The sequence below is a fragment of the Endozoicomonas sp. Z74 genome (genome assembly GCF_057680865.1).
In genome coordinates this window covers 1-15,329 of the sequence record NZ_JBLYZI010000118.1, presented here as the reverse complement: position 1 = coordinate 15,329, position 15,329 = coordinate 1, and the positions used below count along the sequence as shown (strand labels likewise).

At 51.6% G+C, this 15,329-nt stretch carries 12 protein-coding genes; 7 read left to right on the top strand and 5 right to left on the bottom strand.

Going from position 1 to position 15,329, the window contains the following annotated elements; genetic code table 11:
* Positions 1-111 precede the first annotated feature (111 nt).
* Entirely contained in the window at positions 112-669 is a 558-nt protein-coding gene (locus ACNRUY_RS22870; RefSeq protein WP_488113978.1) for a hypothetical protein, read from the bottom strand.
* A gap of 224 nt (positions 670-893) precedes the next feature.
* Between ACNRUY_RS22870 and ACNRUY_RS22865 the strand changes: the two genes are divergently transcribed.
* Positions 894-1,523, top strand: coding sequence for a paraquat-inducible protein A (locus ACNRUY_RS22865; protein ID WP_488113977.1), 630 nt, complete (start codon positions 894-896; stop codon positions 1,521-1,523).
* Here ACNRUY_RS22865 and dinB read toward each other — a convergent pair.
* Positions 1,520-2,674 (bottom strand): DNA polymerase IV, encoded by a 1,155-nt coding sequence (gene dinB / locus ACNRUY_RS22860; RefSeq protein ID WP_488113976.1) that lies wholly within the window; start codon positions 2,672-2,674, stop codon positions 1,520-1,522. The genes ACNRUY_RS22865 and dinB overlap by 4 nt on opposite strands.
* Positions 2,675-2,994: 320 nt before the next feature.
* Between dinB and ACNRUY_RS22855 the strand changes: the two genes are divergently transcribed.
* Positions 2,995-3,603 (top strand): lysophospholipid acyltransferase family protein, encoded by a 609-nt coding sequence (locus ACNRUY_RS22855; RefSeq protein ID WP_488113975.1) that lies wholly within the window; start codon positions 2,995-2,997, stop codon positions 3,601-3,603.
* A 33-nt stretch (positions 3,604-3,636) separates the two neighbouring features.
* On the opposite strand, the gene ACNRUY_RS22850 is transcribed toward ACNRUY_RS22855, so the two are convergent.
* Positions 3,637-4,311 carry a TetR/AcrR family transcriptional regulator gene (locus tag ACNRUY_RS22850; protein WP_488113974.1) on the bottom strand — a complete coding sequence of 225 codons (675 nt, stop codon included), beginning with the start codon at positions 4,309-4,311 and terminating at the stop codon, positions 3,637-3,639.
* 303 nt (positions 4,312-4,614) lie between these two features.
* Here ACNRUY_RS22850 and ACNRUY_RS22845 point away from each other — a divergent pair, with 303 nt between their 5' ends.
* The 3 genes from ACNRUY_RS22845 (at position 4,615) to ACNRUY_RS22835 (ending at position 8,287) form a co-directional block, all read left to right on the top strand.
* Positions 4,615-6,102, top strand: coding sequence for a hypothetical protein (locus tag ACNRUY_RS22845; RefSeq protein WP_488113973.1), 1,488 nt, complete (start codon positions 4,615-4,617; stop codon positions 6,100-6,102).
* Positions 6,103-6,150: 48 nt separating this feature from the next.
* Positions 6,151-7,518 (top strand): DUF1329 domain-containing protein, encoded by a 1,368-nt coding sequence (locus tag ACNRUY_RS22840; RefSeq protein WP_488113972.1) that lies wholly within the window; start codon positions 6,151-6,153, stop codon positions 7,516-7,518.
* 121 nt (positions 7,519-7,639) lie between these two features.
* Complete coding sequence (locus ACNRUY_RS22835) at positions 7,640-8,287, top strand: response regulator transcription factor (RefSeq protein ID WP_488113971.1); 648 nt, start codon at positions 7,640-7,642, stop codon at positions 8,285-8,287.
* 5 nt (positions 8,288-8,292) lie between these two features.
* Here ACNRUY_RS22835 and ACNRUY_RS22830 read toward each other — a convergent pair whose 3' ends face one another.
* Positions 8,293-11,835 (bottom strand): hybrid sensor histidine kinase/response regulator, encoded by a 3,543-nt coding sequence (locus ACNRUY_RS22830; protein ID WP_488113970.1) that lies wholly within the window; start codon positions 11,833-11,835, stop codon positions 8,293-8,295.
* A 229-nt stretch (positions 11,836-12,064) separates the two neighbouring features.
* Between ACNRUY_RS22830 and ACNRUY_RS22825 the strand changes: the two genes are divergently transcribed.
* Positions 12,065-13,882 (top strand): DUF294 nucleotidyltransferase-like domain-containing protein, encoded by a 1,818-nt coding sequence (locus tag ACNRUY_RS22825; RefSeq protein ID WP_488113969.1) that lies wholly within the window; start codon positions 12,065-12,067, stop codon positions 13,880-13,882.
* Positions 13,883-13,884: 2 nt separating this feature from the next.
* Positions 13,885-14,556: a 3'-5' exonuclease gene (locus ACNRUY_RS22820; protein WP_488113968.1), complete on the top strand. Its 672-nt coding sequence runs from the start codon at positions 13,885-13,887 to the stop codon at positions 14,554-14,556.
* Here ACNRUY_RS22820 and ACNRUY_RS22815 read toward each other — a convergent pair.
* Positions 14,514-15,185: a hypothetical protein gene (locus ACNRUY_RS22815; RefSeq protein WP_488113967.1), complete on the bottom strand. Its 672-nt coding sequence runs from the start codon at positions 15,183-15,185 to the stop codon at positions 14,514-14,516. The genes ACNRUY_RS22820 and ACNRUY_RS22815 overlap by 43 nt on opposite strands.
* Positions 15,186-15,329: the final 144 nt, after the last annotated feature.

Here is a 15,329-nt window from a genome sequence, read left to right as displayed (position 1 = left end):
GCTTATCAGTGAGCGAGGAGAATTTGGAAAACAGGGCTTTTGCAGACATCGAAAGACAGGAAAAACCCTGATTATACAGGCTGTTTCTTGATGGCGCTGTTCAATTGGTGATCATGTTTTTGCCCTGTCTACTGGCACCTCTATGTTAACTTCATGAGCATACATCTCTGGCTTTAGCGGCACGAGCCCCTGTAGAAAATTATCCGTTTCGGACAACAAATCCTGAAAAGAAGCCCTGGAATTAAAGACATTATCTTTCACAGAAGCTTGCTGCAATGTTCTAGCCGTTTGCTCCAGCTGCGGTGACTGGGAACCCTCTGTCCTTGTACCCTTATTCAAAGAGATTTTTACTACGTTCTCATTTGGTGGCATCCATATATCACCTGTATGAGCATGTCTCTCAGGGTTTGGGGTATCTCTATTTTTCTTAGAAAATAAGAACCCAGTAGTTCTCTTTACAGTTGTAATAATAAAATCAAAAAGATCAGATAAATGCTGACGGGCACCGCTTTCAAATTGAGACAGCATTTTTGGTAAAATGCCTATAACGACCTTTACCTTCCTGGCAAAGAACCAACCCGTTTCTGAACCTTTACAGTTATTCTGTGATCCATCCGCAGCCCCCAAAGGACAGTGCTGACCAATTTGTTGACCTGGTAATGAATCCATCTTTAACCTCCATAAAATAACCGCTACCGCGATCTCAATTGATTCTTGAAAAACCTTTATCATCTAGAAAAAATAGGAATCAGCTAATACTAGTTAAACAACCGCCAATATCACTAACAGAAGGGTATAGATCAAATAACAAAATACACATTCCTGCTGATATGATGTTTGCATTTGCTGTTTTTTGAACCAGAATGGATGGATTGTGATTTATGAGGTGATTCATGCTGAGGAGAAAACTTTTCCCACTGCTGGTGATAGCTGCGACTCTGGCACTGCTGATTCCTGGTCTGACCCAACCGATGATCACCCTGAAAGCGGACCTGAACCGCCAGGCACTGGTGAATGAAGGCAAGAAGCTCATTAAGGAACAGAATCTGCATCCGGCCATGACCTCTATGGCCACCCAGTTTCTGAGCAACCTGAAAGTAGAAGGGCAATCAAGGGTCTATGACAAAACCCGCTCCATCCTGGGAACGGCAAAAGACCTCTGGGACAGTGGGTATCAGCTGGTTGCCCTGTTAATTGTTCTTTTCAGCGTGATTATCCCCACGGTAAAAATCCTCTGTCTGATGCTGGTCAGCTTCCTTTCCAGTAGCCAGGCTGCTTTTCAGAGAAAAGTGATCCGGATCAACGGGGTTTTAAGTAAGTGGTCCATGGCCGATGTGTTTGCCATGGGCGTCCTGATTGCCTGCCTGGCGGCCAATGCTTCAAACGTGCAAAGTGCTGTTATTCAGTTCAGTGCTCAACTGCATGGGGGCTTCTACTGGTTTGTCGGATACTGCCTGCTGGCCAGTGCGCTGGGGCAACTGGTAGAAAGGTATTGCGTCTGTGAAGCCATAACACCGCACTAAATGCGCGCCTCGGGCTTGGCAAACAGTTCCAGCTGCTCCTGGGCATCAGGAGCCCTGAGGTCCACCAGCCTCAATCCAATCCCCAGTAACCGGACCGGGCGTTGCCCTCTCTGCCAGGCTCTCAGCATTAAGCGGCGGAAATGATCACCGGAAGACGCCCCCGTCTGCTCAACCCCTTCTTCAAGGGTCGTCTGGGTGAAATCCGAAAACTTGACTTTGACGAAGTGCTTACTGACGCCGTACTCTCCTTTTATCCTCTGAAACCGGTGCTGCAGATCATCCAGCAGCGGCTCCACTTTGTCGAGAACGGCCTGTTCGTCGGGAAGATCCTGATCATAAGTGTGCTCTACCGACAAGGACTTCCTGCGGCGATCCGTCTGTACCGGTCGATCATCCATACCACGGGAAAGCTCCCACAACCGTTCGCCAAAACTCCCGAACCATCGGCTCAGCTCTGGCAGGGAGTATTGGCGCAACTGACCACAGGTTTCTATGCCCTTTTTATGCAGCTTGCCAGCGGTGACCTTACCCACCCCATGAATTTTTCTCACAGGCAGTTCGAAAATAAAGTGATCCACCTGGTCCGGCGTGATGACAAAAAGCCCATCCGGCTTGTTCCAGTCACTGGCAATTTTGGCCAGAAACTTATTGGGCGCCACCCCAGCGGATACCGTCACCTGTAACTGGTCTCGAATTTTCTGCCGAATCTCTTCCGCCATCAGGGTCGCACTTCCCTGGCAGAGGGGGGTGGAACTGACATCAAGATACGCTTCATCCAGAGACAAAGGTTCAATAAAATCAGTGTATTGCCCAAAGATGGCATGGGCTTTTTCTGAGGCTTCTTTATAGACGGAAAAGCGGGGCGGAATGATTTTCAGCTCGGGGCATAGCCGCAAAGCCTGTGCAGATGCCATGGCCGAATGAACACCAAAACGTCTCGCCTCATAGTTGCAGGTTGCTATGACGCCCCTTCGATCAGACGCCCCCCCGACAGCAACAGGCCGCCCTGACAACCTGGGATTATCACGTATTTCAATGCTGGCAAAAAAGGCGTCAAAATCGATATGAATGATTTTTCGCTGGGCTATCTTTTGACGAATAACCTTTTGCTGGAGAACCTTTTGCCGGAGAGCGGCATCACTGTCAGTCATATTTCAATCGAATTCAGGGCATAAAGCTGTATAGATACACAGTAATATTTGTGTTTCCTATCTTACCAAAATCAGCGCACTTGCCCAGAACCCTTTTGCGTTTCCCTGTTACTCGACGTTCTTGAAGTACAGAGCAGAGTAAAAAGCAGGGTAAAGACAGTCACAGGCCATTCCCCCAAACATCCATTTATGGTGTGGGAGAGTGAGCCTTGGTTTTATTGAAAAGTCCCCTTGAAGTTGTCTTCAAAGCCTCCGGTTAACCCGTTTGCTTTCAACACAGCTTCTTTGGTTCCAGAGAAGTTAAGGCATTAACAAGCACCATGCGTGTCACCATTTTCAACACACCTGTCATCAGCCAGTGTTTTGCACTGTTTGCCAGAGTTTTTCTTAAACTGTCCGGCTGGAGCATTGACGGAAAGCCTCCCAGGCTTGCCCGTTATGTCCTGGTTGGCGCCCCCCACACCAGTAACTGGGACTTTGTGTTCGGCATGGCCATAGGGTTGGCCACCGGCGTTCACTGCTACTGGGTGGGAAAACATACCCTGTTCCGGGGACCTTTAAACCCGGTCATGCGCTGGATGGGAGGTATTCCTCTTGACCGGAATGGCCGGTGCCGCAGGGGCAGCCTGGTTGACCAGACCGTCTGCACCTTCAAACAACACCGCAAGTTTGGCCTGGTCATCTGCCCGGAAGGGACCCGCTCCAGGGGCGAACGCTGGCGAACCGGTTTTTATCATATGGCGAAAAATGCAGGAGTCCCCATCGTCCTTGCTTATCTGGATTTCAGGAACCGCGTGGGTGGTTTTGGCCCGATCATTGAGCCCGGTGATGACATTAACAAGGACCTTCATCAAATCCAGGCATTTTACGCCAATATCCATGGTAAAAACCCGGAGTGCTTCAGCCCGGTCAGCCCCAGAGGGGCCTGAGGCCTGGGCACTCTCATAATGACCCGAAGCACATCAGCGGTGGCTATATGGCGCAGTAAAAATACTGGTCAAAGCCCCTGTTAATGTCTGAATAAAGTCTTCTCGCTGTTTTTGGTCATAACCCGGATCCCGGTCACACTGACGACAATAGTCCGATAAAGAGTGCAAAACCACTGCTTTGGCCATGGCTTTTCGGCTCAGAAGCAGGTGCGAAGGCATTCCCTCCGTCAGAGAAGCCGTCAAGGTCTGCAAACCTTCCAGCGCCCTGTTTTCTCTCTGATCTTGAGGATCGGGATCCAGAGTCTGATGATGAACATTGGCCGTAAAGCGCAGATAATCCCGACCTCCATCCTGTCGATCCAGCTGCTCAACCAGCGGCATCACCGCCAACCGCGCTATGTCCTCAAATTGAACCGTCCTGGCATCAGGGCTATCCAGTAAAGCCTGGATCATCTCCATACGCCGGGCTTCAATCGCCGGAGTGTAGTAATCAAAAATAGCCTGAACCAGGCCAGCCCGGTTCCCGAAATGATAGTGAAGTGCCGAGGCATTTCGCTGCCCTGCCTGACGGACTATCTCATTGAGCGAGACACCACTGACCCCTTGCATTCCCATTAATCGCACTGCTGAGCGTATTAATGCAACGCGGGCCTCCTTTTTTTTCTCCGCTCCCGGAGATGAATACGCTGTAGCTTCAGAGTGGTTCATGGAAAAACGTCAATGAAATCATCGTAGAAAAAGATAAACAGTGTGTACCACACTCACAGAGGAAAATCAGGCACACTGAATAGTTTTACCCTGATATTTTCTTGCCAGAGGGGAACCCAACCTCTGGGATATTGATAATGCGATCACATTACTTTACCCTGAAGCCCTAATTAATATAATCACATTAACATTGCTGTCATGATAAAAATAAGACAAATAGCGTATAAGCTCACCACTCTCCTCCTATGCACGACGACTGTCCTGTTTATAACGGGATGCAGTGATGCCCGGCGACTTTATGATATGTTCGTTGACATTGGCAGCGTTGACCAGCTGGCGGATGGCTCAGACAGAACCCAGGTCACCCTTGAGCAAGGCATTGAGGTGCCCTCAAAAGTTGCCACCAGCGACTCTTTTCAACCAGCCCCTCTTCCCCAGCTCCCCATGCCGGACCACCCTTACATGCTGGATGAATACGACAGCGGAGGTGTTCATGCAGACAGCTATAACAGCAGTGTCAGCCATCATGGGGGACCTGTTGGCTACCTCCCAAAAGCCTATGCACCCAAAGCCCTGCCTGGAAACGAGCTGGCACTGTGCACCCCCATGTTAAGGGATTTGAAAAACCGCCTGGCTTCCGCCTGTATTGCTCTTGATGGCCCCAGCCAGCTGACGCTGTTCGATCCGGAAAATCAGTTTAAGGTCCTGGCCCAGGCGGATATCCCCCCGAGAAACGGCCTGCTTGATCCGGCAGGGGGCTGGTACTCAAGGATGGATAACAAGGGCCGGGTGATTGTTCCAACTCCGGCCCAGGATATCCGTCTATACAGCGTCAATGACACGGACCCTGACAATACTCACTGGCAAATTGACAAACGCTGGGATATCTCTGCCGTTCTTGAAGAGGGAATGTCTCCTCTGGACGTGGTTCCCGACTGGCAGGGAAACTACTGGTTTATGACCGGTTATGGGCAACTGGGCTATCTCAACACCACAACGGGCCGGACGCAGGTTGTCTACATTGGCTCTGCCAATGGCCGGAAAGACAGCCAGGAAACCATTGGTGCCGCACTGTCAGTGACAGAAGAAGCCGCTTATGTTCACAGCAGCAAAGCGATCTATCGCATGGAATTCAGCCCTGAGGGAAAAATCATACAACGGTGGCGCTGGGAATTCGGAGTCTCGGATTCAGATGATCTGACAGCACCAACCCTGTTTGACCAGGGCAGACTCATGGCAATCGGCCTGAATGGCACAGAGCAATCTCGGGACAGAGGGCTCCTGGTGGTATTAAAAACCTCAGGTGAACTACTGACCGATGATCAACGCCTGGTCTGCCGGAAACCCCTGTTTAAACCGGGACGGAGTGAGTTGCGCAACACCATGGTGGGTTACGACCGCTCCCTGCTGATTCAGAACAACGCCGGGGGTGAGTTTTTTGACCTGGGGGAGTTTGAGCCCGGCACCGCCAGAGTGGATGTCTCAGCGGACCATAAGCAGTGTCAGCTGATCTGGGAAAATTACCAGGTGACCTCACAGACACCGCCAAGGCTTTCCACTGCCGACGGAGTGCTTTATCAGTACGGCAGACGTCCGGGGTTGGGTAACAACGTTCACGCCTGGTACCTCTCAGCCCTCGACTACCGGACGGGCTCTCTGGTCAAAGAGCTGTTTATTGGCAGCGGCAAACGGCTGGACAACCCCATGCTGTCCATCAACTTTTTACCGGGTAGGAAGCTGGTCAGTGGCACTCGTAACGGAATCGTCACCCTGGAAGACTCGCGCCAGTGATCCTCTCACGGCCAGTATGCCCTGTTAACAATATCCAGAGGTAACTCCATGAATATGACAACCATAAAATCCATCGCTCTCGGCAGCCTGATCGCTTTCAGTATGACCAGCTACGCAAAAGTCAGTGAACTGGAGGCCCAGCGGCTCGGGAAAGAGCTGACACCTTTCGGAGCTGAACGGGCAGGTAATGCAGAAGGCACAATCCCACCCTGGAACCCTGATTTTACCCCGCCAGAAGACTACCAGCCCGGCGGGTACTATACGGATCCTTACACGGACGAAAAGCCACTCCTTGTGATCACCGCTGACAACTGGGAGCAACATAAGCAAAAACTGACCACTGGCATGCAAGCACTGTTCAAAAGGTACCCGGACACCTTTCAAATGAAGGTGTACCCAAGCCACAGGGATGCCATGTATTCAACCTTCAGCATTGAGCAGGCCCGGAACAACGCCACCCGGGCAGAACTCACACCCGACGGCAATGGTGTAGTGAATGCGTTTGGCAGCGTCCCCTTCCCTATACCCAAACAGCCACTGGAAATTATCTGGAATATGGCGTTCAACAACTGGCCTTATTATTCCGAATACCGGATTACCGATGCCATTGTCTATCGCGACGGATCACGGCTTGAGGGCGTGACCGAGTTCAGCCGGCTAGCGCCTTATTTTGATCCCGACGGCAACTTCGAGGACTTTCAAAAACAGGGGTATCCCCGCTCCACCACTATATCCAGTACATTACTGCCTACAAGAGACAAAGGACGTTCAAACCTTATCCAGGAATTCGTCAACCAGAGTGAAAAACCAAGATCCGCCTGGTCCTATACTCCAGGTTTGCGCCGGGTACGTCGGGCTCCCACCCTGAAATACGACACTCCGGCCGGGCTGGGCAACTGGCGCACCGTTGATGAGTCCTACGGCTTTAATGGTGCCACCGATAAGTACAACTGGACCCTGCTGGGCAAAGAGGAAATGTATGTTCCCTACAACGCCTACCGGTTTGAAGATCCCTCCGTCTCCCTGGACACCCTGCTGACCCGGAACCACCCCAATCCGGAGTTTATGCGGTATGAGCTGCACCGGGTATGGGTTGTCAGGGCAGAACTGAAAGATGGCTCCCGCAACCGATACAAAACCCGAATACTGTATATCGATGAAGACCAGTGGAACCCCCTGGCCATTGACCAGTTTGACAATCGCGGTGAACTCTGGCGAACCACAATGGTAAACACCATCAACCTTTATGACATGCCAGGTATGGATCGGCGCTCCACGATCCACCATGACCTGCTTTCTGGGGAATACTTCGCCAATGAAATCCGCAATCAGCACCCACCCGCTATTATTAACCGCAATGCCAAGACCATGTCCTATTTTTCCTCAGCCACATTGAAAAAAAAGGGGGTTCGTTAAACCGTATAGGATTGGCAGCAGAAGCAGGGTAACGCAGTGGAGGTTAGGGGCCCGGCTCAGGCCAGCCTCCACTCCCCCCAAGATATTTGACCCTTCCGCCATATAGTGGCACTCTCAAAGAATGAACAATAAAATCATAATCGCAGATGACCACCCCCTGTTCCGTACCGCGCTGACCGCCGCGGTGAATCAGGCACTGGACACCCCTGAGATTCACGAAGCAGGCACGATTGCCGAACTGCAATCGGTTCTGGAACAGGTGGATTCCCCGGACCTGATCCTGCTGGATCTTCATATGCCTGGCGCCCACGGCCTGTCCGGGCTGATCTTCCTGAGAGGGCAATACCCGGATGTTCCTGTGGCAGTGGTCTCCGCCACAGATGATCTCCAGGTGATACAACGAACCCTTCAGCATGGTTCCAATGGATTTATTCCTAAGTCCTCGCCACTGGAGACACTGAAGGAGGCCATTACCCGGATTCTCGAAGGCGACAACTGGCTTCCCAGCGACCTGGTGCTGCCCGAACCCTCAGAGGCCAATGACATTGAGTCGAAACTGGCCAGCCTGACACCTCAGCAGTTCCGGGTATTGGGAATGATCAGCGAGGGTCTGTTAAACAAGCAGATTGCCTACGAGCTGGAAGTGTCTGAAGCCACCATCAAAGCCCATGTGACTGCCATTTTCAAAAAACTCGGGGTACGCAGCCGCACCCAGGCCGTCATTGCCATGAAGGAACTGGAGATTGAGCCCCCCAAGTCGGAACCCTGAAGGCATCAGCACTGTTGATTTGACGAGAGAGGATTTGACGCTGGTGCATTTGACGATCCATGGATTCTGGCTCGGTAACGGTTTAATACTGCCCTCATAGCCGCAGGTTTTACGGGTTTCCCCAGAAAAGTGATGTCCCTTTCAAGGCACTGCTGACGTAACTCCGGATGTTTATCTGCAGTGACCAACACAGCAGGAATATCGTCACCCAACCGCTCCCGGATTGCCTGGATCAATTCAACCCCGGTCATCATCGCTCCAAGCTGAAAATCCACCAGCAGCAGATCCGGTTTTTGTTTCGATATTTCAACAAAGGACTGATTGATGGCATTGGCTGTTCTGACGTCGCAACCCCACCGACTGAGCAGACTCCTCATTCCCTGAAGAATTTCAGGTTCATCATCAATACAAAGTATGCTCAGCTGCAATGGTTTATCCTTTCCTGCAGGTCTCAACACCAGCTGTTTTTTTACTCTACGATTTGCCACTGGCACCAGGATACTGAACACAGCCCCTTTGGCGGGGGCAGAGACAAGGTCAATCCGGGCCCCAATACTGTCAGCCATACCCTGAGCAATGGACAAGCCAAGTCCCAGGCCCTTGTTATCCGATGCCAGGCGTTGAAACTGGGAAAAAATCAACTGCTGTTTATCTTCAGGAATACCCGGGCCGTTGTCCCTTACTTCTATCTTTAACCAGGCTTCATCCACATAACGGCAACCGATCAGAACACGCCCTTTCTCCAAACCGGTTCCTTGAAAGGCGCTGCTGTACCGGAAGGCATTGGTCAGAAAATTCTGCAACACCCGCCGTAGAAACACCGGATCCGTTTTCACCCATGCCGAGGTTTCCCTGCCACGAAAGACGACCCCCTCCTCCCGGGCAAGCAGCGAAAACTCGGTTATCAGGGGTTCCAGTAGGTCATTGAGAGGTAATTCACGGATCGTCGCAGTCAACTTTCCCGACTCCAGCCGCGACATATCCAGCAAATCAGTGATCAGGTTTTCCGCTGATTTAAGGGCGCTGCTCACATGCTGTGCCAGGGTTTCGACTTCAGTGCCCTTTGCCTCTAACTCCAGAGACGCAGCAAACAACCGGGCAGCGTTCATGGGCTGCATCAGGTCATGACTGACGGCAGTAAAAAAACGCGACCGCAGTTCATTGACCCGTTCCGCCTGGGATTTGGCCTTCAGTAATTGCTGGTTCAGCTCTGATAGTTCCTGGGTCCGCTCCTGAACCCGTAATTCGAGGCTCTCATTCACCTCCTTAAGAGCGCTCTCCACCTGGCGAAACTCGGTGATGTCCATAAAGCTCATCACAAACCCGCCACCGGGCATGGGGTTGCCCTGCATCTGGATCACCCGACCATCGGCCCGATACCGCTCAGACTTATGGGGCGTTCCCTGTTGCATATAGGAAAGGCGCTTTCTGACATGCTCCTCTACTTCACCCGGGCCACAAAGCCCCTGCCGGGCATTGTGGCGAATTACATCGGCAATGGGCCTGCCTGCCCGGATCAACTCCTCCGGATAGTTAAACAACTGCAGGTATTGCCGGTTCCAGGCCACCAACTGAAGATTCCGGTCAATCACACTGATCCCCTGGCTGATATGCTCTATGGCCCCCTGAAGCAGCTCCCGGTTAAAATGAAAAACCTCCGAGGCCTCATCCGCCATAGCCTGGACATCTTCCAGCGCCACTCGACCCGCCATCAATGATTTCATGACGATCCGGGCAGAGGAGGCTCCCATGGTGCCTGCCAGCAACCGCTCCGTTGCCGAAAGGAGATCCGGTCCTGCCCGCTGTTGCCGGGACCAGAGATCCAGGGCATGCCTTCCCTTCTCCTGACCAAACCTTTGCATCATTGCCTCAACCCGGCCTTTGCCCACAAAACGCTCCGCCAGCTCCCGGAGGTCCACCACTGAAATATTCAGATTCTGATAACCCTGCTCTTCCATCAGGTAGGCATCCACAAACGTTCTGGCCTGTTTTTTCTCCTCCCAGCCCGGCCGGAAATAGAGGCAACCCAGCAGATACATCAGAATGTTCAGAGTCAGCGCCAGAAAGGCCGTGCCGGTCACCGAATCGGTCAAGCCAAGCATGAACAGGTCTTCCGGCTTAAGCCAGGCCTGCCCGAACAGTCCAGTGAGCAGCACGTCCTCATCGACCCAACCCGAATCCGCTAGCACCGGCACCATCAGGCAGAAAAACCAGACCAGAGTGCCCGTCAACAACCCCATCATCACCGCCCGACTGTTACTCTCTCTGAAATACAGGCTGCCCACCAGAATGGGTGCCAGCTGGGCAACAGCTGCAAACGACATCTGTCCAATTCCAGCCAGAGAACCGGAGTGATCCAGCATCCGGTAAACCACATAAGCCATCATCAACAGGCAGACAATGGTGGTTCTCCGGACATTGAGAAGCAAACCACTGAACCGGTAAAAATCCTGACCGTGACGACGGGACTGCCTGAGAATAAGAGGCATAAGGATTTCATTGGAAATCATATTGGACAGGGCAATGGTTGCCACAATCACCATGCTGATAGCAGCAGAAACACCGCCCAGATAAGCGATTACAGCCAATGGGTAGTTACCCAGGGCTTTAGGCAGTGCAATAACATAGGCGTCACTGGGGATGCTCTCCCCCAGCAGAGTCTGACCGGCTATGGCCAGAGGCAGGACAAATAAGGCAACCAGAACCAGATACAATGGAAACAACCAGCGGGCCTTGTGAAAATCCCCGATACTGGCATTCTCCACCACCGTAACGTGAAACTGCCTGGGCAGGCAAAGAATCGCGGCCATCGCCATTACGGTGGGTATCACCAGGCTATCCAGCCAGTTGCCCGAGTATTCCCCGGCCATCACATTCCAGGTTTCCACATAAATATCCCGATCCCAGGATACCCAGGTGACCCAGGCGCCCACCAGAATAAACACCAGCAGCTTGATCAGGGACTCAAAGGCAATGGCTGTCATCACCCCATCCTGATGCTCTGTGGTATCCAGCCTCCGGGTACCGAACATAATCACGAAGATCGCCATGGTAAAAGTGACGGCCAGCGCCATGTCCTGTCGAGACCAGGCGAGCCCTCCCAACCGGCCATCAGTCAACTGGTCAAACCCCATCACAATTGCCTTCAGCTGCAGGGCGATATAGGGAAGTACACCCACAACCAGGATCAGAGTGACCAGGATTGCCAGAAAAGGAGAGCGGCCATGGCGCGAAGCAATAAAATCAGCAATGGAGGTAATGTTCTCCGCTTTGCTGACCTGGATCATTTTCACCAGCAGCTTCCAGAACAGAACAAACACCAGAATCGGGCCAAGATAAATCGGAAGGAAAGACCACAGGTCATGACTTGCCTGGCCAACCGCCCCAAAGAAGGTCCAGGAAGTGCAGTAAACCGCCAGAGAAAGGCTGTAGATCAACGGCTGCCAACGCTTTCTTAATAACTCGCCATGGTAATCCCCATACCAGGCCACCAGAAAAAGCCCACCCACATAGACAATGGCAATCAGCGCCAGTAACCATCCTGTCATTTCTTCTATTACTTCTTCTCAATGACGTTTTTATTAACAAATCGTCGTATTGTTCTGGACGAGTCAGTTACTCATACTCTGGACTATACACCCCGGTTAGACCAATGTCTTATATCCATTGTCAGTGCCGGTGGTAGGGTTTCGATATCTGTTCCAGTCAACAGGCTGCCATAAGCTGATAGTGGCGATAATCCTGATGGCATAAGAATAACAACACGGAACTTGCTGGATGACCGGTTTATTTGACTTCAAAACCCCTCCCTTTGATCTGCTCAATCCCCAACAGCAGGCCCTGGTCAATAACCATCTGGAAATCGCCTATTACAACAAAGGCGACACAATACTCAAGGCGGGTGAGCGGACAAACCGTTTCTATGTGGTCCACAAAGGGCTCATTGACGAAACGCTCTCTGGGGAGCACTTCGCGCTTTATTGCGCTAACGACTTTTTTGACATCAAGGCGCTGTTCTCCAGCCACTGCAAACACGACTATGTGTGTCAGGAAGAAACCATCACCCTTGAGCTCCCTGTTCAGCTTATCAGGGACATCGGTAAAACCCTGCCGGAGTTTCTCAACCGGTTTAAGGCCAGCCTGGCCAGCAAACAAGAGATCTGGCATCAGCGCCAACAGGGGCAAAACCTCTCCGAGTTCATGCTCAATCGCATCACCCGGGAACATTGCGAGCCAGTAACCATTCTGGGGTCAGACACTACCATTCTGGAAGCGGTCCAGGCCATGAAGGCTTCCGAAAGTGACTCCGTTATTATCGTGAAAAATAATCAGCCTGGCATTGTCACCCGAACGGATCTTCTGGAAGGTCTGACGCTGGGCAAGCTGCTTCCTGACCACCCGGCTTCAGGGCTGGCCAGCGCGCCACTAATCACCGCGTCCATCGATGACTTCCTGTTTGATGCAATGATTCTAATGACCCGGCACAAGATCGAGCGAGTCATTGTCCTGAATAAAGGCCTGGCTCTACCGGAAAACCAAGAGAACATCGTGGGAACCCTGCCCCTGACCCGGGTTCTCAGCCTGTTTTCCACCCACTCCCATGTTATGGCCCTGAGAATCCAGCGTGCCGACCACTTCTCGTCTCTTCAGGAGTGTGCCGCCAGTATTGACGCTCTCATCGGCAACCTGCACAACAACGGTGTTCGAATTCCCTTTCTGATGAAACTGGTCAGTGCCCTGAACGAGCAAATTATCCAACGCCTCTACCAGCTCCACTTCAATGAGGCATTCCAGCACCACAGCTGCCTGATGGTCATGGGCAGCGAAGGACGGGGCGAGCAGATGATGAAAACCGACCAGGACAATGGCCTGATACTCGATCCAGACTGGTGCCCACCGGAAAATCCGATGGCTCAGCTTGAACAGTTTTCAGAAAAGTTGCAGGGCCTGGGCTACCCCCCCTGCCCCGGGCATATCATGGTCAGCAACCCCAAATGGGTAACAAACACCCATGAGTGGCGCAATCGCCTGGAGTACCTGAGAGCTTCAGGCTCCACCGAATCACTGATGGAGCTGGCCATTTTGCTGGATGCACGCCCTATAGCGGGCAACTCGGACCTGTTTAACCAGATCAGTCCATCAATTCATCAACCCCAGGAGGGAAGCAGTCGACTGGCAGCACAGTTTGCCATGCCCGCCCTTCAATTCCGGACACCGCTGGGGCTTCTGGGAGGCATTCAAGCCAGCAATAACTGGATTGATGTCAAGAAAGGCGGTCTATTCCCCATTATTCACGGGGTTCGATCCCTGGCTCTGGAATTTGGCCTGCAACCCACCTCAACCCTTGAACGCCTGCAGTTGCTTACTGAGAATGGCGTTGTTGAGCCCCAATTATCTGAAAACCTTAACGAGGCATTCTGTCTGTTTCACCGGTTGAAGCTGGATCGATTACTCCAGTCAACAGACACCTCAGACAACCGGGTCGACATAACAACACTGAGCCGCTGTGATCGCGACCTTTTGCGCCATGGCCTCCACACAGTGAAAAAATTCAAGCAATTCCTTTGGCGCCACTTTCACCTGGAGCGCTTCTGACAATGGTCACTGACTTTCTTTCACGGCGCCTTAGACAGCACTACCGACGACGCCTGACTCTCAAATACCCTGATCACCATCAGCTGTTTGCCCCTGAACCTGGGCATGAAATCATCTGTCTGGATACCGAAACGTCATCGCTCAATCCGAAAAACGCCTGCCTCATCTCCATTGGTGCCTTGATGATCCGCAACCACCGAATTATCTTCGGGGAAAAGCTGGATCTGCGTATTCGCCCCCGAAGCCCCCTGAGAGCAGACTCTATTAAAATTCATCAGCTGCGAAACCAGGATCTGGAACAGGCTCTACCGCTGGAAGAAGCCCTGGAAAAATTGATCCAGTTCATCGGCAGCCGCCCTATTCTGGGCTATTGGATTCAATTCGATATGGCACTCATCAACCGGCTGATGAAAGCGCACTACCCCTTCAAACTGCCCAATCGCACCCTTGAACTGTCGGATATTTATCGCCGGAAAGCCGAACGGATGAATGCCTGGCACCCGCCGGACCTGGGGTTTGAGGCCATGGCGGATGCCCTTAAGATAGATCCGATTGAACGCCATTCAGCACTGGGGGACTCCCTGACAACTGCACTGATGTACCTGAAACTCACCAGGGAAACTTCACTTCTTCATGAATCCAACAAAGGCGTTTTCTCACGAAAGGATGGATAGCTAATTCTGCAGTCCTCAGTCTCTGGGAGTCCACTTGATGCCCAAAAATAGCGATGGGCCCAGTACAATCTCTGGCGAAGCGTGAAATCCATATGAGCATTACTGATATCATGCTTCAGAACCTCAAATGTGTTCTCCATATTCTTATTTAATTTTCGTTCACCCCTTTCTGGCATATCAGATAAGTCCTGCCAGAAACCACAATATTGCCGCCACTTATCTTTATCAAAACAGTCAGTAAAACACCCTTTAACAAAGACCTGAAAGCGGTTGGTATGAATCACTTTCCGTGCAATACCATCCTCATGAGCACTGGCCAGTATATCATCAGTGCATTCATCGATATCTGACTCCGAGGCAGAAACTTGATCATCATACTCAAAAACCTTAACAGCCTCTTTACCTATTACTTCAGACCAGAGGCCAGCCATTCCACTTTGCGTCCAGCAATACTTGCAAATCCAATACCATCGTTTCCTTAGCTCTTTGCTGATTTGGGAGTCACCAAGGTCTTGCCCGATAAACCCCAGTGTCCTTTTTAAGTCAATGCCCTCATCTCCCTCGAAGTCCCGCTGGCGGGCATTTTTCAGCTCATTCAGAAAAGCAAAGAAGCTCAGAGCTGTATCCATATCAAAATAGTGGTAAAGGCGCTGTTCAAATTAAGTGTTGCTCTACCCAATGTATAGAAACTTGATCTAAAAAAGCCTCCTCTGAGAAGAGTTGAGTTTTAAGAAACCTTTTCCACCCGAGGTAACGAGACAGGTATTTTGTTG